The organism is Micromonospora sp. DT68 (assembly GCF_049847245.1).
In the GTDB taxonomy this organism is placed as follows: Bacteria; Actinomycetota; Actinomycetes; order Mycobacteriales; family Micromonosporaceae; genus Micromonospora; species Micromonospora profundi.
The window spans coordinates 400973-420569 of the sequence record NZ_JBNCNZ010000007.1 but is presented as its reverse complement, the minus strand read 5'-3'; the positions used below and the strand labels follow the sequence as shown (position 1 = coordinate 420569).

Below are 19597 nucleotides of genomic sequence, written 5' to 3'. Positions count from 1 at the left end.
GCTTCGTCCTATCTGGAGCAGCGACACGCCGCTGAGCGCCTGCTCAGGAGCCCTTGATCACGATGAAAATGGCTCATAGAGAAGGACCCGGGAGGCGATCAGTCGCCCGGCGTGATCAACGTCAGGGTCGGGAAGTACGTGCGGTATCGCGACCCGTCACGGGTCAGCAGGTTGTATCGGGCAGACGGCCGCATGCGCGCCGATGTAGAAGTCGGCCAACGGCGACCGCTTCGCGCCGTCCAGCCTCCGATATCGCGCGTACGCCTTGCCGGCGAGGAAGCCCGCGGGGTACGGAAGCTCTTCGCGAAGGAAGTCCGCGGCGGGCAGCGCCTCGTCCAAATCCTCGATGCGGTCGAAACGGACCGACACCTCGGCGTACACGATCGGGTTGATCACCAGGTTGCCGGCATCCCGGGCCTCGGCGAGAGCGTTGCCGGACCACTCCGCCCACTTGGGGTCGTCGGATGTCCAGCAGCACGTTGGTGTCGTCAAGCGTCGTCGTCGCATCCGGCGAGCGGGACGGCAGGGCACGGAACCGGTCACTCGCCACGCAACAACGCCATCAACTCCTCGGTGGACATGTGCTCGGTGTCCTTGGCGCTCCCCCTGCCCCGCATGTGACGGACGAGCCGCTGCCCCCGGGTATCCGCACCGTGAACGCGGACGATGCGCAGAGCACCGCCCTCGTCCACCACATCGACCTCGTCGCCCTCATGAAGGTTGTACTGAGCTCGCAGCGCCGGCAGGGATGATGACCTGACCCTTGCTGTTCAACCGCATACCCATCCCCCTATCACGTGTCACACACCATGCGCGACATGTCGGAGCATGCATCATGCTTCACGCCTTCTATCGGCCGCGTCAGGTTGCCAACGTCCGATGCTTGGCCGCGCGCGAGCCGATCTCGCACAGTAGGTTGGCGGGGTGACTGGACGGTTCCCGATCGAAGACGTCTCCCCCGTCGTCTCGTGCGGGCGGTACCCGGCCAAGGCGGTGGTCGACGAGCCCGTACCGGTGTCGGCCCGCGCCTACCGGGAGGGGCACGACGCGCTGGGCTGCAACGTGGTGTGGGCCGGCCCGGACGGCGAAACCCGCCCGTTCACCCGGATGCGTCCCGGTGAGCCCGGCCAGGACCGCTGGCACGCCACCATCACACCGGACGCCGTCGGCGAGTGGACCTTTTCCGTCGAGGCGTTCCAGGACCCGTACCTGACCTGGCAGAACGCGGTGACCAAGAAGATCGCCGCCGGGCAGGGGCCGGCCGAGCTGGCAAACGACCTGGCCGAGGGCACGCGGGTGCTCGCCGCCGCCCGGGACCTCGTGCCGGCGGGCGACCGGCCTCGGCTCGCCGACGCGCTCGCCGCGCTCGCCGACACCGACCTGCCGCTGCCGCAGCGGGTCGGCCCGGCGCTGAGCCTGGCCGACCTGCTCTGGGAGCACCCGGTGCGGGAGCTGGTGACGGCCGGTGAGGCGTACACCATCTGGGTTGACCGCAAGCGGGCGCTCTACTCGGCCTGGTACGAGTTCTTTCCCCGCTCCGAAGGGGCGGCGGGCGGCCGGTCGGGGACCTTCGCCACCGCGACCGACCGGTTGCCGGGTGTGGCCGCCATGGGTTTCGACGTGCTCTACCTGCCGCCGATCCACCCGATCGGCCGCATCAACCGCAAGGGCCGCAACAACGCGCTCACCGCCGGGCCCGACGACGTGGGCTCGCCGTGGGCCATCGGCGCCGCCGAGGGCGGCCACGACGCCATCCACCCCGACCTGGGTACGCCCGCGGACTTCCGCGCCTTCATCGAGGCGGCGGCGGCGCAGGGCCTGGAAGTCGCCATGGACCTGGCGTTGCAGTGCGCGCCGGACCACCCGTGGGTCACCGAGCACCCGGAGTGGTTCACCACCCGGGCCGACGGCAGCATCGCGTACGCGGAGAATCCGCCCAAGAAGTACCAGGACATCTACCCGGTCAACTTCGACAACGACCCCGAGGGCATCCGGGCCGAGGTGCTGCGGGTGGTGCTGCACTGGGTGGGCGAGGGCATCCGGATCTTCCGGGTGGACAACCCGCACACCAAGCCGTTCGACTTCTGGCACTGGCTGATCGCCGAGGTCAAGACCGTCGACCCGGACGTGCTCTTCCTGGCCGAGGCGTTCACCCGGCCCGCGATCATGCACGGGCTGGGCAAGATCGGCTTTACGCAGTCGTACACCTATTTCACCTGGCGCACGACGGCCGCGCAGATGCGGGAGTACTGCGAGGAACTGGTCGCGTCGGCCGACTACATGCGGCCGAACTTCTGGCCGAACACCCCGGACATCCTGCACGAGTCGTTGCAGCACGGCGGCCCGCCGATGTTCAAGATCCGGGCGGTGCTTGCCGCGCTGCTGTCCCCCTCCTGGGGTCTGTACGCGGGCTACGAGCTTTTCGAGCACGTGGCCCGACCGGGCGCCGAGGAGTACCTGGACAACGAGAAGTACGAGCTGCGGCCCCGCGACTGGGCCGCCGCAGAGGCGCAGGGCCGCTCGCTGGCACCGTTCCTGACCACCCTCAATCGGGTACGCCGGAACAACCCGGCCCTGCACCAGCTGCGCAACCTGCGGTTCCACGAGATCGACAACCCGGCGCTGCTCTGCTGGTCCAAGCACGACCCGGCGACCGGCAACACGGTGATCGTGGTCTGCTCGTTCGACTCGCGCGAGGTGCAGTGGGGCAACACGACACTGGACATGCCGGCGCTCGGCTTCGACTGGCACGAGCGGTTCACAGTGCACGACGAGTTGACCGGCACCAGCTACGACTGGGGTCAGCGCAACGCCGTGCGACTCGACCCGTATCTGCAACCGGCGCACGTGCTGACAGTGCGTCGCCCCACCCCGCCGACCACGCCGGAACCGGCGGGCGCCGAGCCGGCGGACCTCACCGTCGCCGAGGTGCCCGACGAGCTCTCCGGCGGCACCGCACCGACGACCCCGGCACCAGCCGCCCCGACCGACGCCGCCCCGAAGGACGCCCGATGGACCAGCTGATCACCGGCGCGACGCACGACCCGCACGCACTGCTCGGCGCGCACCCGACCGACTCCTCGACGACGGTCCGGACGATGCGCCGGGGTGCCGGCGACGTGGTGCTGCTCGTCGGCGACGAGCGCTACCCGATGAAGCGGGTGCACGACGTCGGCGTCTTCGAGGCGCAGGTCGACGGCACAGTGCTCGACTACCGGGTGGAGGTCGACGGGGCCGTCCACGACGACCCGTACCGCTACCCGCCGACCCTCGGCGAACTGGACCTGCACCTCATCGGCGAGGGACGGCACGAGCGGCTGTGGGACGCGCTCGGCGCGCGGGTCTTCGACGAGGGCGTGGCGTTCAGCGTGTGGGCACCCAACGCCCGGGGCGTGCGGGTGGTGGGCGACTTCACCGGCTGGGCGCCCGACGACGGGTGGCCGATGCGCTCGCTCGGGTCCAGCGGCGTGTGGGAGCTGTTCGTGCCCAATGCCCGCGTCGGCGCCCGCTACAAGTTCCGGGTCCTCGGCGCCGACGGGCAGTGGCGCGACAAGGCCGACCCCATGGCGGCGTACGCGGAGGTGCCGCCGGCCACCGCGTCGGTGGTGTACCACTCGACGTACCGGTGGAACGACGCGGACTGGCTGGCCCGACGCGCCGGGCGGCAGCCGCACCAGGAGCCGATGAGCGTCTACGAGGTGCACCTCGGCTCGTGGCGGCCCGGCCTGGGCTACCGCGAGTTGGCCGAGCAGCTCACCGCGTACGTGACCGAACTGGGCTTCACGCACGTGGAGTTCCTGCCCGTCATGGAGCACCCGTTCGGCGGTTCCTGGGGCTACCAGGTGACCGGCTACTACGCGCCCACGTCCCGCTTCGGCGACCCGGACGAGTTCCGCCACCTCGTCGACGAGCTGCACGCCGCAGGCATCGGCGTACTTTTGGACTGGGTTCCCGCCCACTTCCCCAAGGACGAGTGGGCGCTGGCCCGCTTCGACGGCACCCCGCTCTACGAGCACCCCGACCCGCGGCGCGGAGAGCACCCCGACTGGGGCACGTACGTCTTCGACTTCGGCCGCCGCGAGGTGCGCAACTTCCTGGTCGCCAACGCGCTCTACTGGTGCGACCAGTTCCACATCGACGGGCTGCGGGTGGACGCGGTCGCCTCGATGCTCTACCTGGACTACTCCCGCAACCACGGCGAGTGGGAGCCCAACAAGTACGGCGGTCGGGAAAATCTGGAGGCCATCGCGTTCCTGCAGGAGGTGAACGCGACGGTCTACAAGCACCACGCCGGCGTCGTCATGATCGCCGAGGAGTCCACGGCCTGGCCGGGGGTCACCCAGCCCACGGCCGAGGGCGGGCTGGGCTTCGGGTTCAAGTGGAACATGGGCTGGATGCACGACACCCTGCTCTACACCTCGAAGGACCCGATCTACCGCCAGCACCACCACCATCAGCTCACGTTCTCCCTGGCGTACGCCTGGAGCGAGAACTACGTGCTGCCGATCAGCCACGACGAGGTCGTACACGGCAAGGGCTCGCTCGCCGGCAAGATGCCCGGCGACACCTGGCAGCGGCTGGCGAACGTCCGGGCGCTGCTGGCGTACATGTGGGCGCACCCCGGCAAGCAGTTGCTCTTCATGGGCTCCGAGCTGGCCGACGACAGGGAGTGGAGCGAGGAACGCGGCCTCGACTGGTATCTGCTGCACGACCCCGCCCGCGCGGGCGTGCAGCGGCTCGTCGGCGACCTGAACCGGGTCTACCGGGACACGCCGGCGCTCTGGGCACAGGACACCGAACCGGCCGGGTTCCGCTGGATCGCCGGTGACGACGTCGCCAACAACACCGTGTCGTTCATCCGGATCGCCCCGGACGGCTCGACGCTGGTGTGCGTGGCGAACTTCTCCGCCCAGCCGCTGCACGACTACCGGATCGGCCTGCCGGCCGGCGGGACGTGGATCGAGGTGCTCAACACCGACGCCCACCACTACGGCGGGTCGGGCGTGGGCAACCTGGGCGCGGTGCACGCCGAAGACGTGCCGTGGCACGGAATGGTGGCGTCGGCGGCCCTCCAGGTGCCCCCGCTGGGTGCCGTGTGGCTCCGCAGGAACTGACCCGACGTCAGACCAGGCCGGCGTCGCGGAGCAACTGCCACAGCCCCGCGCCGTCCGGCGCGGACAGCCACTTCTGCCCCACCGGCCCCGCCGACGAGGCGCCGGCCGGGGCCGGCAGGCTACCGGCAAGCACCGCCTGGGTCGGGGAGAGCCTGCGGATCGCCACCCCGGCGACGTTTTCCGGGTGGGCGGCGGCGAACTCGCGGTAGATCTCCTGGTCGTGTTGGCCGTCGTCGCCGACAAGCAGCCACTTCACGTCGGGGAACTCCTTGGCCAGCCGGGCCAGGGTGCTGCGCTTGTGTTCCATGCCGCTGCGGAACCAGCGGTCGGCGGTCGGACCCCAGTCGGTGAGCAGCAGCGGCCCGGCCGGGTAGAGGTGCCGGGAGAGGAACCGGGTCAGCGTCGGCGCGACGTTCCACGCGCCGGTGGACAGGTAGAACACCGGGGCGCCGGGGTGGGCGGTGACAAGCCGCTCGTAGAGGACCGCCATGCCGGGCACGGCGTTGCGGGCGTGCTCGTCGAGGACGAAGGTGTTCCACGCGGCGAGCAGCGGCCGGGGCAGCGCGGTCACCATCACCGTGTCGTCGATGTCGGACAGGATGCCGAACGTGACGTCCGGGTCGAGGATCCGCACCGGCGCGTCGACAGGCTCGGCGTCGGGCACGCTGAGCCGCACCGAACCCCAGCCGGGCGGCAGATCGGCCTCGACGAGCGTGTCGACGAAGCCGCTGCGGTCGGCCTGCGCCTCACACCGCACCCCGCCGGCCTCGATCTGCACCGTGACGTGCTTGGCGGGCAGGGTCGTGAAGCTGCGCCAGCCGCGGACCTTGTCCAGGCGACCCCGCTGACGGGTGTCCGGACGGCCCAGCAGCACCCGGCACATCACGCGTACCCAACCGGGGCGGCCGTAGCCGGCGTACGCGACGATGTTCATGCGCCAGCCGGTGCGCCGCAACCGGCGCTCCACGAGCTGGTGCACGGCGTCCTCGATCCGCGCGGCCCGGTGCAGGTTCGGCACGGCCAACTGGCCGGCGGGAGTGGGTGGCACCCGCCAACCCTGCCACACGTCGGCAGCAGCGGCCACGCGAGCGGGCCCGGCTGCGGCGATCCACCTCGGCGACCCCGGCGAACGTGAAACACTCCGTCGGAGCGACGACGGGGGCGTGGTCGTGTCACATCCAGAGCTGCACCGTGGGCGGTGGCGTCCGCGACTCGACCGGCCGGCGCTCGTCGCGCTGCTGTTCGGGCTGATCGGCGTCGGGTACCGGCTGGTCCTCACGCTGTACACAGTGCCGTCGTCGAACAGTGACGAGGCGACCTTCGGGCTGGCCGCCCTGCACATCGGGCAGGGTCGGGAGCGCCCGGTCTTCCTCTACGGCCAGCACTACATGGGCATGCTGGAGTCGTATCTCGCCGCGCCGCTGCTCGCGGTGACCGGGCCGAGCTGGCCGGTGCTGCGGCTGCCGATGCTCGCCCTGTACGCGGTGTTCCTCTACCTGATCTACCGGCTCACCCGACGCATCTGCTCACCGTGGTTCGCCGTCCTCGTCGTGGGCCTGCTGGCGCTCGGGGCGGAACGGGTGGTGCGCGACCAGCTCACAGTCGTCGGCGGGCGGCCGGAGGTGAAGCCGGCGGTGCTGCTGATGCTGCTGATCACCGTCGGGCTGGCCGCCGGGACGGTACGCCACCGCCGGCTGGCCGTCGCCCTGTTCGGCCTGCTCGTCGGGCTGTCCGCCTGGTCGGACTGGCTGATCCTGCCGTACCTGGCGGTGGCCGGGCTGGCGCTGGTCTGGGCGCTGCGGCGGGACCTGCTCGGCTGGTCCGGTCTGCTGCTGGTGGCGGGCTTCGCCGTCGGCGTGGCACCGATGCTCTGGGACAACCTGCGGGCCGGTCCGGGCGAGGACTCCCTGTCGGTGTTCCGGCAGGTCAGCACCAAGGCCGGCCCGATGCCGCAGTGGTCGGAACGGATCCGGGGTGGCCTGTTGGAGGGGGTGCCGCTGGCGCACGGGCTCTGCCCGGTGGACGGCTGCGGCCGCTGGCAGCAGTGGTTCGGGCTGCTCTACCCGGTGCTGCTGGTGGCCGCCGCCGTGCTCGCGGTGCTCGCGTACCGCCGGGCCACGAACACGCCACGCGGCGCGCGGGTCGGGCCGGTGGTGCACCTCGCGCTGGTCGCCGGCGCGGCGTTGACACTGCTGTCGTACGTACGCAGCCCCCTCGCGGCGACAAGCCCGTTGGACAACGCCCGCTACCTGTCGGTGCTGCAACTGTCGCTGCCGGCGGTGCTCTGGCCCCTCTGGCTGGCGGCGGTCGCCGCCTGGCGGGGCACTGTGGGCGCGCTCGGCCGGCTCACCGGCGCGCTGGCCACCGCCGCACTGGTCGCGCTGACGGTGACCACGCTCGTGGTCACAGTGCTCTTCGCGACCACCGGCGTCGCCGCGCCCAGGACCGAGGAGCGCCAGGCCCGGGAGTTGGCCGCCGCGTTGCGCGCCCACGGCCCCCACGAGGTGTACGGGGACTACTGGACCTGCAACCGGCTGGTGTTCAACACCGACGAGACGGTGGTGTGCGCTGTGCTCGACGGCGACCTGTCCCCCGGGCAGAACCGCTACCGGCCGTACTGGCGGCAGGTCGGGCGGTCCGAGCGGCCGGGCTATGTGGTGGAGGCCGACTCGCCGATGGACCGGCGGTTACGCGGGTTGCTCGCCGACCGGGCCGACACCGCGCTGGTGCGGGAGGTCGGTGGCTATCGCGTGTACCACCCCGACACCCCGGTACGGCCCTGGCGGTAACGACGGGTCGTACGCTGGCCGGGCCGGCGCGTGGGGCGCCGTACCGCCCGTCGAGGAGACCCCGATGCTCATCCTGCTGCCGCCCTCGGAGGGGAAGGCCGACGCCGGCACCGGACGACGGTGGAACCCGGACAAGCTCTCGCTGCCCGAGCTGAACCCGGCCCGCGAGCGCGTTCTCGACGCGCTGGTGACGCTCAGCGACGGGCCGGACGAGGAGGCGGCCCGGGCCGCGCTCGGCCTCAGCGAGGGCCAGCGCGGCGAGCTGCGCCGCAACGCCCGACTGCGGGTGGCCGCCACCGCGCCGGCCGCGCAGATCTACACAGGTGTGCTCTACGAGGCGCTGGACCTGGCGTCGCTGCCGGCGGAGGCGCAGCGGGCGGCACGCCGGTCGATCCTCGTCAGCTCCGGGCTGTGGGGCGCGGTACGTCTCGCCGACCGGATCCCGCCGTACCGCTGCCCCATCGGAGCACGCCTGCCCGGCATCGGGGCGCTGTCGGCGTACTGGCGTGGGGAGCTGGCGCCGGTCCTGGCCGGCGCGGCAGGCAGAGGCCCGGTGCTGGACCTGCGCTCCGGCGCGTACGCGGCGACCTGGACGCCCCGCGGCGACCTGGCCGAGCGGACGGTCACCGTGCGGGTGTTGCACGAGCGCGACGTCGACGGTGTTCCGGTGCGCTCGGTGGTGAGCCACTTCAACAAGGCCACAAAGGGTCGGCTGGTCCGTGATCTGCTGCTTGCCGGGGCACGGCCACGAACCGCCGCAGGGCTTGTCGAGGTGCTGCGCGAGCTGAAGTACACAGTCGAGGAGGAAGCACCCACCGCGGGCCGAATGCGGCAGGTGGACCTCGTTGTCACCGACCTGTAGGGGCGGCTGCCGCAAATTTTCCTCAAGGCTGGGCGGCAACGGTTCCGCAACGGCCCTGCAGACGCCACGGTAGGGGAACCCAGACTCCGACGAGGGAGCCCCGTTGGCCCGCGATCCCGCTCTGCTCGAACGGCCCCGCCCACCGGTGACAACACCACCTCCGCTGGACTGGCTGACCCTGGGCGACGCGTTCGAGGCCGCCTGCCTGCTGCGCTGCGCGGCACCGCCCACCACCACCCGGCCGGCTGCCGCGCTCCCCTCGCACTCACCGTATGTGGAATTCAACAGGGAGGACGCCGCCCAGCGGATGCGGCAACTGCTCGGCCGCCTCGACATCCCCGTCACCCAGGAGGTGGCCGTCGGCGGTCTGCGCCGCCGCTACGAACTGCACCGCCTCGAGGTGTCCCCGGCGCACCGGGGCTCGTACACCCGGCTCATGAACGCCGGCTGGTGGCAGGGCCGACGGGAGCTGCTGGGCGGTCCCCTGCCGGGCGCCTCGCCGGCCCGTCGGCTGTGGGTGTCCCGGCTCGCGGCGGCGGCGTGGCGGTCGGCGCTGCTGGCCGGCGGGCGCCACGTGCGGCGGCACATCCTCGGCGTACGGATCACCGACCGGGAGTTGGCCGCCGTGCTGGTCCGAGGCGCGGCCGTGTTGGACGTGCCGGCAGTGCTCCGCGCGGGTACCGGTTGCTGCCTGGTGAGCGTGGCCGACGGCCCGGACCGGGAGCGCATCCTGCGGAGTGCGTCGATGGAGGCGGCTCGCGGCACGGTGTCGGAGGTGACACTCCGCGCCGGCTGAACCGGGCAACGCCGCGTCGCCGTGCTGACCGGCCGCCGGGACGAGCTTGCGCACCGCCGCTCGACGGCGCACAGTGCACCGCGTGAGTCGTACCTCGTCGGGCCGGGTCGGTCACCGCCGCGCGGGAACGGCCGCGCTGTTGCTGATCGCGGCCTTCCTTCCCGCAGGCTGCCGGGAGGCCCGCGCCGAACCCGTGGCCATCCGCATCGCCACCGGCAGCCCCACCGCCGTCTACCACGCGTTCGGACAGTCCCTGGCGACCATCCTCAACCGGGAACTGCCCGGGGTACGGGCCACCGTGGTGGTCACCGCCGCCTCGGCGGAGAACGTCCGCCTGGTCGGCTCCGGTGCGGCCGAACTGGGCTTCACGCAGGCGGACGTGCTGCCCACCAACCCGGCGGACGTCCCGTTGGTGGACGCGGTCGCCCGGGTGTACGACGACCAGTTGCACCTGGTCACTACCGACGGCGGGCCGGTCCGCACGCTCCAGGACCTGCGCGGCCGGCGGGTCTCCGTGGGCGCACCCGGCTCCGGTACCGAGATCACCGCCATGCGACTGCTGGAGGTGGCCGCGCTCGGCGGCCCCGACGGAGTCCACAGGGAGCGTCTCGGGCTGGACGACTCGGTGGCCGCGCTGCGCTCCGGACGCATCGACGCGTTCTTCTTCTCCGGCGGTCTGCCGGTGCGGGGCATCGATGACCTGGCTGGGCAGAGAGCCACCCGGATCGTGGACCTCGGTGAGTGGACCGAGCTGCTGCGCGTCCGCTACGGGCAGGTCTACGTCTCCCGGGACATCCCCCGCTCCGTGTACGGCGTGATGTCCGTGACCACGGTGGCCAACCCGAACTATCTGATCGTCCGGGCCGACCTGCCGGAACGCCTGGTGCGGGAGGTGACCCGGCTGCTTATGGAACGCCGGACCGAGCTGGCCGCCGCGCATCCGGCGGCGGGGCGGATGAGCCCCCGCTCGGCGATCGCCACCGCCCCGCTGTCGCTGCACCCCGGCGCCGCCGCCTGGTACCGGGCGGCGAAACCCTGATTCGCTACCGCGCCGAGGTGGGCCGCAGGTCGACCGCCAGGTCCTCCTCGTCCACAGCGTCCGCAGGCGGTACGGGTGCGGGCGCTGGAAACCACAGGCCGGCAACGAGCCCCTGCGGCTTTCCCGACCGCATGGTGAGCCGACCGTCGGACGCGTCCACAAGCACGGCGACGATGGTCAGGCCGAGCCCGGCGCCGTCGACGTTCTGCGCGTCCGGCGCCCGCCAGAACCGCTCGGTGGCCTGACCGAGCTGACTCTCGGTCATCCCCGGGCCGGTGTCGCGCACCTCCAGGGCCACCCCCTCGTCCTGGTAGGCCACCGCCACCGTCACCACCCCGCCGGCCCCGCTGAACTTCACCGCGTTGTCGATCAGGGCGTCCAACGCCTGGTCGACGGCGGTCGGCACGGTCAGGGCGTACGCCGGAGCGTCCGTCACGGCGAGCCGCAGCGTGACCGACTCACGCCGGGCCAGCGGCGTCCACGCGGCCACCCGGGACGCGGCCACCGCGGCGGCGTCCACCGTGACCCGCTCGTTCTCCTCGCGTTCGGCCCGGGCCAGAGTGAGCAGGGCGTCGAGCACCAGCGCCAGCCGGTCGGTCTCCTCCAACGCCAACCGGTGCTCGGAGCGCCCGTCGGGGTCGGTGAGGCTGGGCCCGAGCTCCTCCACCCGCAGCCGCAGCGCGGTGAGAGGATTACGCAGCTGGTGGCTGGCGTGCGCGACGAACGCGCGCTGCCGGTCCATCACGTCGGACACCACGTCGGCCATGTGGTTGAAGCTCGTCGCGAGCCGGCGCAGCTCCGGAGGGCCGAGCCGGTGCTGCACCCGGGCACGCCGGTCACCCTCGGCGATCTCGTGGGTGACCGCGTCCAGCTCGGTGACCGGGCGCAGCACCCACCCGGCCAGCCCGAACGCCGTGAGGACACACGCCAACACCACGAGCAGGCCTGCCACGGCGAGCAGCAGCCACCAGGTGACGACGGCCCGTCGGATCTCGTCGGCCGGCGTCACGATCACCACCGCGCCGAGCACCTCGCCGCCGTCGTTGATCGGCACCGCCACCACCACCGGGCCGGTCGACCAGGGCCACACCAGATCGGGGTCGCTGACCTGCTGGCCGGACAGAGCGGTGTCCAGGACCGTTGAGGTATCGGCGGCCTGCCAGAGCGCCGAGCCGACCACGATGTCCCGGTCCCGGTCGACGACGGCCGCGCCGATCCCGTACAACTCGTCGTAGCTGCGCAGCTCCGCAGCGATCGGGCCGGGCACGCCGCCGCGCAGCGCCGGCCCGGCCAGCGAGGCGAACCGGGTGGCGTCGGCGAGCCGGTCGGCGCGGACCCGCTCGGTCTCCCGACTGGCCAGGGTGATGGCCAGCGGGCTCTCCAACGCGACGAGGACGAGCACCATCAACAGGAGGTAGCTGATCACCAGTCGACGGCGCACGGCAGCCCCTCACGCATCGCGCAACCGGTAGCCGACTCCGCGTACCGTCTCGACCAGGCGCGGGTCGCCCAGCTTGCCGCGCAACGACCCGACGTGCACCTCGACGGTGTGCCGGTCGGCCCAGGTGGTGCCCCAGGCGTCGAGCAGGATCCGGTCGCGGGGCACCGCCACCCCCGGCTGGCGGGCCAGCGACAGCAGCACGTCGAACTCCTTGCGGGTCAACGTGACAGCACGCCCCTCCACGGTCACCGCGCGGGCAGCCACGTCGATGCGTACCGTCCCCGCCTCGATGAGGTGCCGCTCGGGGGCGGCGTTCGCGGCCCGTCGCAGCACCGCCTCGATCCGCGCCTGCAACTCGACCATCGAGAACGGCTTGACCACGTAGTCGTCGGCGCCCAGGCGCAGGCCGAGCACCCGGTCGCGTTCCTCGCCCCGCGCTGTCACCGCGATGATGCCGAGCTGGTTGCTGCGCCGCCGCAACTCCCGGCACAGGTCGGTGCCATCTCCGTCGGGCAGGGTCAGGTCGAGCAGCACCAGGTCGCACGGGGCGGCGGAGAGCGCTGCGGCGACGGTGGCGGCGTGCTCGACCTCGTAGCCGCGGCGGGTGAGGGCGGAGGAGAGCGCTGCGGCCACCCGACGGTCGTCCTCCACCAGCAGGATCCGCACCCGTGCCCTCCATCCCTCGCAGCGCCGTCCTGCGAATGGTCGCAGAAGGGCATTGCGAGCGGGAGGGCCGCCTCCCGGCCGCCCGCGATCAGAGACCGAAGACGTCGTCGGCGACAGCGTCCCGGACGCCGTCGGCGAAGCCCCGGAACCCCGGATCGTCGTGGCGGGCCGGCACGCTCGTGACCTCGACTCCGCTGGCCTGGGTGACCGCGTCGACAAGAGGTGGGTAGTCGATCTCGGCGTCGTTGAAGGCGTCGTCGTCCGCCTCGGCCAGGTTGATCACATGCTGCACGTCGTCGGACGGGGTGTCCGGGTCCTCGGCCCACTCACCGCCGGCCCGGTAGCACTCGTCGTACAGCGCACGCTGGGTGTCGGTCCAGTCGTCGTCGTAGCTCGCCATCGTCCATCCCTCCACGGCCGCTCCACCTGAGCATGCCGGGCCGCGACCGGCGTCGGCGGCGGTACGGCCGAAACGCGCGTACCGGCCAACGTAGGCTGCGGAAATGATCTACAAGCTGTTGCCGACAGTCGAGTGGGACGATGCCCGGGCCTCCGGCAGCTTCACCGGCTCGGCCGTGGACCGGCAGGACGGTTTCATCCACCTGTCCGCCGCCGACCAGGTGGTGGAGACAGCCCGACGGCACTTCACCGGCACCACCGGGCTCACACTGCTCAGCGTCGACGAGCAGCCGCTGGGCGACGCGCTGCGCTGGGAGCCGTCGCGGGGCGGGCAGTTGTTTCCGCACGTGTACGGCCCGCTGCCGGTGACGGCGGTGGTGGCGGCGCAGGCGTTGCCGGCGGACACTCCGGTCGCCGACGCGGTGGCCGCGCTGCTCGGCTGACACGACAGCGCCCGGTCCGACAGGTGTCGGGCCGGGCGCGGATCGTCGTACGGTCAGCGGCAGAGGCGGGCGATCTCCTCCTGGAACCGGTCCATCGGGTTGGCCTCGGCGGGCCCGAGCAGGTAGGTCTTCAGCTCCCGGCGCGCCTCGGTCATCGGGTCGTCGCCGGCCCGGGTCACCGTCACGATCTTCTCCAGCTCACCGCAGTCCCTGGAGAGCAGGTACGCGGCCCGAGCCGTCGGGTACTGCCTGCGGAATTCGTCCTCCGGCAGGCCGGCGGGGTTGGCCACCACGTACGGCCGCTGGCTCTGCACGAAGTCGGAGACCACACTGGACACGTCGCTGATCAGCAGGTCGGTCTGGTTGAAGCAGTCGAACAGCGCCGGCGTCCGGCCGGTCACGACCAGGTGCGCGGTGCCGTCCAGGGAGCCCGCATCCGGGTTGCCGCCGGCGGCGCGGATGGCCGCCACCACGCGCTCGTGCACGGCCCGGGCCGCCTTGGAGCGCGACCCGGTGAGCGGGTGCGGCTTGTAGATCAGGCGCAGCCGGGGAGTCGTGGCCAGCAGCCCCTTGACGATCCGCTCACCCATCAACACCAGCGAGGTGTGGTACGGGTCGTCGTCGAGCCAACCCTCCCAGGTGGGGGCGTAGAGCACTGTGAACGGCCGGTCCACCGACTCGGCACCGAAGGTGTGCACACCGGCGAGCTGCGGCCGGCCGATCTCGACGATGTCCGAGTCGAGCACCCCCACCCCGGCCCGGGCGTACCGCTCCCGGCCCGCCAGACCGGCGACCCAGACCTCGTCGTACACCTTGCTGTAGGGGTTGACGCTCGCCTGCTTGTCGCTGTCGCCGTGCCCGACGAAGATGTGCTTCGTGCCCGGCTCGCGGAGCATGTGGATGTTCGCGCCGACGTTCGCGGCGTAGAGCGCCACACGGACGCTGCCGAGTTCGAGATTCATGAAGTCCACCCCGGCCGGTACGCAGATCACCGGAAGCCGGGTGTCGGCGAGCTCGGCGAACGCCTCCTTGCTGCGGAGCAGGACCACAGCGCGCTGGTTGAGCGCCTCGGTCGGCGCGAGCCACATGTTGGCCTGGTAGACGTCCTTGGCGGGCCCCGCGAAGTAGAGCGCCACCTCGGGCTGGTTGGTGTCCAGCCAGCGCTGCACGGCGGCCATCAGCGTGCCCTGGCCGGCTTTCTGGCCCCGACCGCGCAGCCAGGTCAGCGCCACGATCGCACCCACCACACCGGTCGCCGCGACCGCCACCGCGCCAGCGACGAAGAACGGCGTCGGATCGTGCTGCACCGCGGCGGCCACGGCGGCCGGCACCAGCAGCAGGTTGAGCAGGGGCATCCGGTCCCCGGCGACCGCTGCCGCCCAGGCCGGCGGCTGGGGGGCGGCGCGCAGCGGGCCCAGCTCGATGTTGCGCACCATTGCCGAAAGCGGGTTACGACGCTCGATCATTGTGGAGAACGCCCCGGCGAAGACCGACACGACCCACACCGCGGCCGGCAGCGCCAGCAGCAGGGTCAGCTCTCCGCCGCTGAACCGCACCTCGGCGGCGACCAGCAACACGGCCGCGAGGTCACGCGTCAACTGCCGGTACGACCAGTGCAGGCCGACCTTTTCCAGGAGCAGCTGCGAGGACGGTGACCAGCGGGCGACGGCGAACTCGCCGATGATGGCTGCCAGCCCGGCGACGGCGAACAGGCTGACCCAGCCGAATACGCCGCCGACGAGCATGAGCAGATAGGCCAGCACCAGCAACGCGCTGTGGGCGGCCACTCCAAGGCGACCTGTCAACGTGCCGAACAAAGAGTTCGCTCCCTACGATTTCCAGGACGGGCCGGAGCCCTCGGTGGGTCGACGGCACTCCCCATCGCGCACGGACGGCCATGCCCAGGGGTGCGGCAGGCCACGGCGGCTGTGGTCCGGATTCCCGTGCGACGGCCGGCAGCGCGTGACTGCGACCTTAACGCGAGGGGACAAGGAGGCGTCGCTCGGGTATCCACCACCATTTCGGTCAAAGCTCGTACCTCGGCCGGCCGGGCCCCGCTGCGGGCCCGGCCGAACCGATCGACGATGCGCTCAGCCGGCCCGCCGGAAACAGGTTGTCGCGCCGGGCGCCCGCCGCTTCGCGAACTCCTGGTAACCGAGCTGCGGTGCCATCTCACGGGCGTACCCGTTGCCGTTGTAGACGCAGATGGTGCCCACGTCGAGCCGGTCGAGCGCCGGTGCCAGCTCGGTCGACGTCGGCTTCTCGGTGCCGTCGGCGAAATCGGAGAGCAGCAGCCGGTCCTTGGCGAACTGGGATTCGAGGTCGTACTCGACGAGGTAGAAGTCGCGGGGCAGGACGACCCGGACCTCGCTGGTGACGATCAGGGACGTCCGCATGATCGTCTTCGGGGCGAGCAGCAGTCCCGGCGGCCGTTCCAGTCCCTTGATCCAGAAGGCGATGGACTGGCGCTGCTGGGGCAGCTTCCAGGTGGGCCGGTCGTGCACCTCGACCCAGCTCGTCGCCGACCACATCGGGGTGGCGAAGATGGCGAACGAGGCGACCAGCGCTGCCGCGAGCCCGCCCGCCGCCGCGCGTCGCAGCAACGGCGTGGGCGCCGGCACCCGCACCGTGCAGAGCAGCCCGATCAGCGTGGGCAGGGCGAGCAACCACGGCACGCGCCACAGCACCACCGAGATGCCGCTCAGCGCGCTCAGCGCCTCCAGCACACCGGGCACGAACATGACGCTCAACGCGAGCGTCGCACCGGCGGTGAGCAGCGCGGGCGTGCGTCGACGCGCCAGCAGCGGGCCGCACCAGAGCGCCAGGCCGCTGATCACCCCGACCACGCCGACCATCAGCGTCCGCTTGTAGGTGTAGGCAGCGTCGAAGAAGGCGTCGTCCGCGCCGTCTGCGCTCAGCCCGCCGAGGACCAGGCGGGACACCACGAGCGAGCCGATCGGGTACGCGAGCGCCGCCACGCCCGCCACGACTGCGGCCTTCCACCGCCCGACAAGCAGCATGGCGAAGCCTGCGGCGCCGACAAGCATCGGCAGGATGATCGCGGCAGTGGTGGTGAGACCGATCGCGGTGATCGAGAGCGCCACGATGAGCACCAGGCTGCGCCGGGACCGGGTGTCGAACCACTCGGTCAGGTAGAGCCACATCAGCGGGATGACGGCCGAGACGAACATGCCCTTGCCCTCGTAGAGGCGGGGCAGGTGGAACGTGCCAAGCGCGGCGTCCCCGCCGACGACCAGGTAGAGGTACGCGATGGCCACTGTGAAGGCCAGCACCGGACGGCGCGGGGCCCACCGGTGGGTCAGCCGCCACAGCGCCAGCACCGCGAGTACCGCGAGGATCGGCAGCATCAGATACCAGGTGGCCGACGCGGCGTGGATGCCCAGCACGTTTCCCAGCGCGCCGTTGAACACCTCGATCGACGGGATGGGCGGCTGCGAACCCATCGCCGGCAGGACGTTCTCGGAGAACAGGAAGTCGTTGAACGGGATGAGATCCCGCTCGGCGATCCAGACCGACTTCCCGACGTAGTAGACGTCGTCGGGCGTGTTCCGGGCCAGGAAGAACGAGGAGATCGCCACAAGCACCGACACGACCAGCGCGTACGCCGACTGCGCCGCGGTCGGCGCCGGCCCTATCGACGTGGACGTCGGGCCGGCCAGCCAGACCCGGCGCAGCAGCAGGATCCCCCCGATGGCCGCGAGCAGGCCGGACACCGCCGGAATCCACCAGGAGACACCAGCGCCAGTGCCGATCACACCGGCGGTGAGCGCGGCCACCGCGGCGGCGACGAGCACGCCGATCAGCAGACGGCGGTCGACGACGGGTCGCGTGTCGGTCGACGCGACAGCTTCGGGCTGTTCACTCTCCGCGCCGGTGGCGGCCGAGCGGCGGCGGGCACGTACCAGCGCCACCACAGCGAGCACCACGCAGGCGAGCAGCCAGATCCGGAAGGTCACCGACGGACGCAGGGCGAAGATGAAGGCCGCGTGATAGATCACGGTGAAGAGCGCGAACGCGACAACGGCGCCATCGGTGAGCAGCGCCGGGGCGGCGGCCACCAGCGCGCGTACCCGCGCTGCCGGGCTTCGGTCGGGGCCGACGGCCGGCCCGGGTGCCTGTGCGGACCGCGACGGTGGGTCCGAATCGGTGGGCGCGACGGCGATGCTGTCGACGTTGGCCACGGGCGTCCTTCTCGTCAGGGCGGGGATCAAGGGAGGTGTCGGCCTGGTGACGGCCGAGTGTCAAGGGGGCAGCCTAGCCGAGGTGAACGGGATGGTCGGTCCTTGCGCGGCGGGTGTCGCGCGGCCGCTCAGCCGGAGGCTGGCGCCACCCTCGGCTGCGGCAGGGAAACGCTCGCGCCGAGCGCGACGGCAACTGATTCGACAAGGTTGTCCAGGTAGCTGTCGGTGAGCGGCAGCCGGGCGATGGCGAGCCGCCAGTAGAGCGGGCCGACGATGAGGTCGACGGCGGCGTCCGGGTCGGTGTCGGCGGGCAGTTCGCCGCGCTGCACGGCCCGGGTGATCAGGCGACCGCCGATCTCCTGCTGCCGGGCGTGCAGCACCTGCCGCAGGGTCTGGTCGATGGCCGGGTTGCGGGCGGCCTCGGCCAGCAGGTCCGGGATGATCTGCGACGCGAGGGGGTGGCGCAGCGCGTGCGCCACCGCCTGGAACAGCAGCGCGAGGTCGCCGCGCAGGGTGCCGGTGTCCAGCACCGGCAGCTTGCCGTGCGCCGCGGCGGCGACGAGCTCCACCACCAGGTCGAGCTTGGAGTTCCACCGTCGGTAGATGGCGGTCTTGCTGACGCCGGCCCGGCGGGCCACCGCCTCGATGGAGAGCCGGCCGTAGCCGACAGCGGCGAGCTCCTGCATCAAGGCGCGGCGGATGGCGGTGGTGATCTCGTCACGCAGCACCGCCGCACCGGCCGGGGCACGCCTCTTTTCGGTCGTCACCAGAGACTCTTCTCGCAGGTCACGCCGGCCAGCGTAGCGCAACGACGGTACGGTTGCGTCCCGACGTGTTTCGGACTACTGTCCTGGCAGCGACGAGGCGGCGCCCCGCGCACACTTCCCACTAGGATTCCATCGTCGCGAGCCACCCCGTCTGCACGAAAGATCGGAGCGCCATTTCCATGGCCACCACCGCGCTGGTCGACCCCGACACGGGCCTGACCCAGGCGCAGCTGGCCGCTCGACACGGACTGCGGGTCGCCGGTGAGCGCCCCTCCCTGGTCGAGTACAGCCGCCGACTGTGGGCCTACCGGCATTTCATCGCCGCGTACGCCAACGCCAAGCTGGTCGCCTCGTACAGCAATGCCAAGCTGGGCCAGCTCTGGCAGGTGCTCACGCCGCTGACGAACGCCGCCGTCTACTACCTGATCTTCGGGGTGGTGCTGGCGCAGAACGACCGGATCCCGAACTTCATCGGTTACCTGACGACCGGGCTGTTCATCTTCAACTTCACCCAGAGCGCGGTGCTGGCGGGCACCCAGTCGATCAGCGGCAACCTCGGGCTGATCCGGGCACTGCACTTCCCCCGCGCCAGCCTGCCGCTGTCCACCACTGTGACCCAGTTCCAGCAACTGCTGGCCTCGATGGTGGTGCTCATCGGGATCGTGCTCGTCACCGGCGAGCCGATCACGTGGAAGTGGCTGATCCTCGTGCCCGCCCTGCTGCTACAGGCGGTGTTCAACGCCGGCGTGGTGCTGTTCGTCGCCCGGATGGGCTCCAAGGCGAGCGACCTCAAGCAGGTAATGCCGTTCCTCATGCGCACCTGGATGTACGGCTCCGGCGTGCTCTACAGCGTCAGCCTCTTCTCCCGGCTGCCCGGCTGGGCGGCGACACTCGTCCAGTACAACCCGCTGCTCGTCTACATCGAGCTGGCCCGCTACGCGCTGCTGGACGAGCCGCCGTTGCTCAACGAGTCGCTGACCCAGCTCTGGCTGGTCGGCGCCGGCTGGGCACTCGTGGCCGGTATCGGTGGCTTCATCTACTTCTGGCGCGGCGAACAGGAGTACGGCCGTGGTTGATTC

The 19597-nt window shown here is 71.6% G+C and carries 17 protein-coding genes; 8 read left to right on the top strand and 9 right to left on the bottom strand.

All coding sequences use genetic code 11. From position 1 onward, the window contains the following. Window positions 1–156: 156 nt before the first annotated feature. Together ACPXB1_RS16510 and ACPXB1_RS16505 are read right to left on the bottom strand one after the other, a co-directional pair. The gene (locus ACPXB1_RS16510) at window positions 157–492 is read right to left on the bottom strand and encodes a type II toxin-antitoxin system VapC family toxin (RefSeq protein WP_355595390.1); all 336 of its coding nucleotides are present in this window, start codon (window positions 490–492) and stop codon (window positions 157–159) included. 47 nt (window positions 493–539) lie between these two features. Further along, window positions 540–692 (bottom strand): hypothetical protein, encoded by a 153-nt coding sequence (locus tag ACPXB1_RS16505; RefSeq protein WP_355595392.1) that lies wholly within the window; start codon window positions 690–692, stop codon window positions 540–542. Between the two features lie 232 nt (window positions 693–924). Here ACPXB1_RS16505 and ACPXB1_RS16500 point away from each other — a divergent pair, with 232 nt between their 5' ends. Beyond that, window positions 925–3024 (top strand): maltotransferase domain-containing protein, encoded by a 2100-nt coding sequence (locus tag ACPXB1_RS16500; RefSeq protein WP_425735484.1) that lies wholly within the window; start codon window positions 925–927, stop codon window positions 3022–3024. Then, on the top strand, window positions 3012–5114 hold the full coding sequence (gene glgB, locus ACPXB1_RS16495) for a 1,4-alpha-glucan branching protein GlgB (protein WP_425735483.1): 2103 nt from the start codon (window positions 3012–3014) through the stop codon (window positions 5112–5114). The genes ACPXB1_RS16500 and glgB overlap by 13 nt, the downstream gene beginning before the upstream one ends. 7 nt (window positions 5115–5121) lie before the next feature. Here glgB and ACPXB1_RS16490 read toward each other — a convergent pair whose 3' ends face one another. Continuing rightward, window positions 5122–6162 carry an App1 family protein gene (locus tag ACPXB1_RS16490; RefSeq protein ID WP_167945096.1) on the bottom strand — a complete coding sequence of 347 codons (1041 nt, stop codon included), beginning with the start codon at window positions 6160–6162 and terminating at the stop codon, window positions 5122–5124. Between the two features lie 115 nt (window positions 6163–6277). Here ACPXB1_RS16490 and ACPXB1_RS16485 point away from each other — a divergent pair, with 115 nt between their 5' ends. From ACPXB1_RS16485 to ACPXB1_RS16470, 4 genes are all read left to right on the top strand, one after another. After that, window positions 6278–7903 carry an ArnT family glycosyltransferase gene (locus ACPXB1_RS16485; protein WP_425735482.1) on the top strand — a complete coding sequence of 542 codons (1626 nt, stop codon included), beginning with the start codon at window positions 6278–6280 and terminating at the stop codon, window positions 7901–7903. A gap of 64 nt (window positions 7904–7967) precedes the next feature. Beyond that, complete coding sequence (gene yaaA / locus ACPXB1_RS16480; protein ID WP_053652709.1) at window positions 7968–8765, top strand: peroxide stress protein YaaA; 798 nt, start codon at window positions 7968–7970, stop codon at window positions 8763–8765. Window positions 8766–8868: 103 nt separating this feature from the next. After that, the gene (locus ACPXB1_RS16475; RefSeq protein ID WP_167945099.1) at window positions 8869–9561 is read left to right on the top strand and encodes a hypothetical protein; all 693 of its coding nucleotides are present in this window, start codon (window positions 8869–8871) and stop codon (window positions 9559–9561) included. A gap of 82 nt (window positions 9562–9643) precedes the next feature. Then, window positions 9644–10600 carry a TAXI family TRAP transporter solute-binding subunit gene (locus tag ACPXB1_RS16470; RefSeq protein WP_053652711.1) on the top strand — a complete coding sequence of 319 codons (957 nt, stop codon included), beginning with the start codon at window positions 9644–9646 and terminating at the stop codon, window positions 10598–10600. Between the two features lie 4 nt (window positions 10601–10604). Here the strand turns inward: ACPXB1_RS16470 and ACPXB1_RS16465 are convergent, their stop codons facing one another. The 3 genes from ACPXB1_RS16465 to ACPXB1_RS16455 form a co-directional block, all read right to left on the bottom strand. Further along, window positions 10605–12041, bottom strand: a complete 1437-nt coding sequence (locus tag ACPXB1_RS16465) for a sensor histidine kinase (protein WP_306272162.1) — start codon at window positions 12039–12041, stop codon at window positions 10605–10607. Between the two features lie 9 nt (window positions 12042–12050). After that, window positions 12051–12707 (bottom strand): response regulator transcription factor, encoded by a 657-nt coding sequence (locus tag ACPXB1_RS16460; protein WP_053652713.1) that lies wholly within the window; start codon window positions 12705–12707, stop codon window positions 12051–12053. Window positions 12708–12795: 88 nt separating this feature from the next. Next, complete coding sequence (locus ACPXB1_RS16455) at window positions 12796–13107, bottom strand: hypothetical protein (protein ID WP_167945101.1); 312 nt, start codon at window positions 13105–13107, stop codon at window positions 12796–12798. 103 nt (window positions 13108–13210) lie between these two features. Here ACPXB1_RS16455 and ACPXB1_RS16450 point away from each other — a divergent pair, with 103 nt between their 5' ends. Continuing rightward, entirely contained in the window at window positions 13211–13549 is a 339-nt protein-coding gene (locus ACPXB1_RS16450) for a DUF952 domain-containing protein (RefSeq protein WP_425735481.1), read from the top strand. 53 nt (window positions 13550–13602) lie between these two features. Here ACPXB1_RS16450 and ACPXB1_RS16445 read toward each other — a convergent pair whose 3' ends face one another. From ACPXB1_RS16445 to ACPXB1_RS16435, 3 genes are all read right to left on the bottom strand, one after another. Then, a complete protein-coding gene (locus ACPXB1_RS16445) occupies window positions 13603–15366 on the bottom strand; it encodes a CDP-glycerol glycerophosphotransferase family protein (RefSeq protein ID WP_425735480.1) in 1764 nt (587 codons plus the stop codon). 273 nt (window positions 15367–15639) lie between these two features. Further along, complete coding sequence (locus ACPXB1_RS16440; RefSeq protein WP_355627957.1) at window positions 15640–17751, bottom strand: DUF6077 domain-containing protein; 2112 nt, start codon at window positions 17749–17751, stop codon at window positions 15640–15642. A 128-nt stretch (window positions 17752–17879) separates the two neighbouring features. After that, window positions 17880–18479 carry a TetR/AcrR family transcriptional regulator gene (locus ACPXB1_RS16435; protein ID WP_425735494.1) on the bottom strand — a complete coding sequence of 200 codons (600 nt, stop codon included), beginning with the start codon at window positions 18477–18479 and terminating at the stop codon, window positions 17880–17882. 218 nt (window positions 18480–18697) lie between these two features. On the opposite strand from ACPXB1_RS16435, the gene ACPXB1_RS16430 reads away from it, so the two are divergent. Continuing rightward, window positions 18698–19594, top strand: a complete 897-nt coding sequence (locus ACPXB1_RS16430; protein WP_355595419.1) for an ABC transporter permease — start codon at window positions 18698–18700, stop codon at window positions 19592–19594. The last annotated feature ends 3 nt before the right edge of the window (window positions 19595–19597 follow it).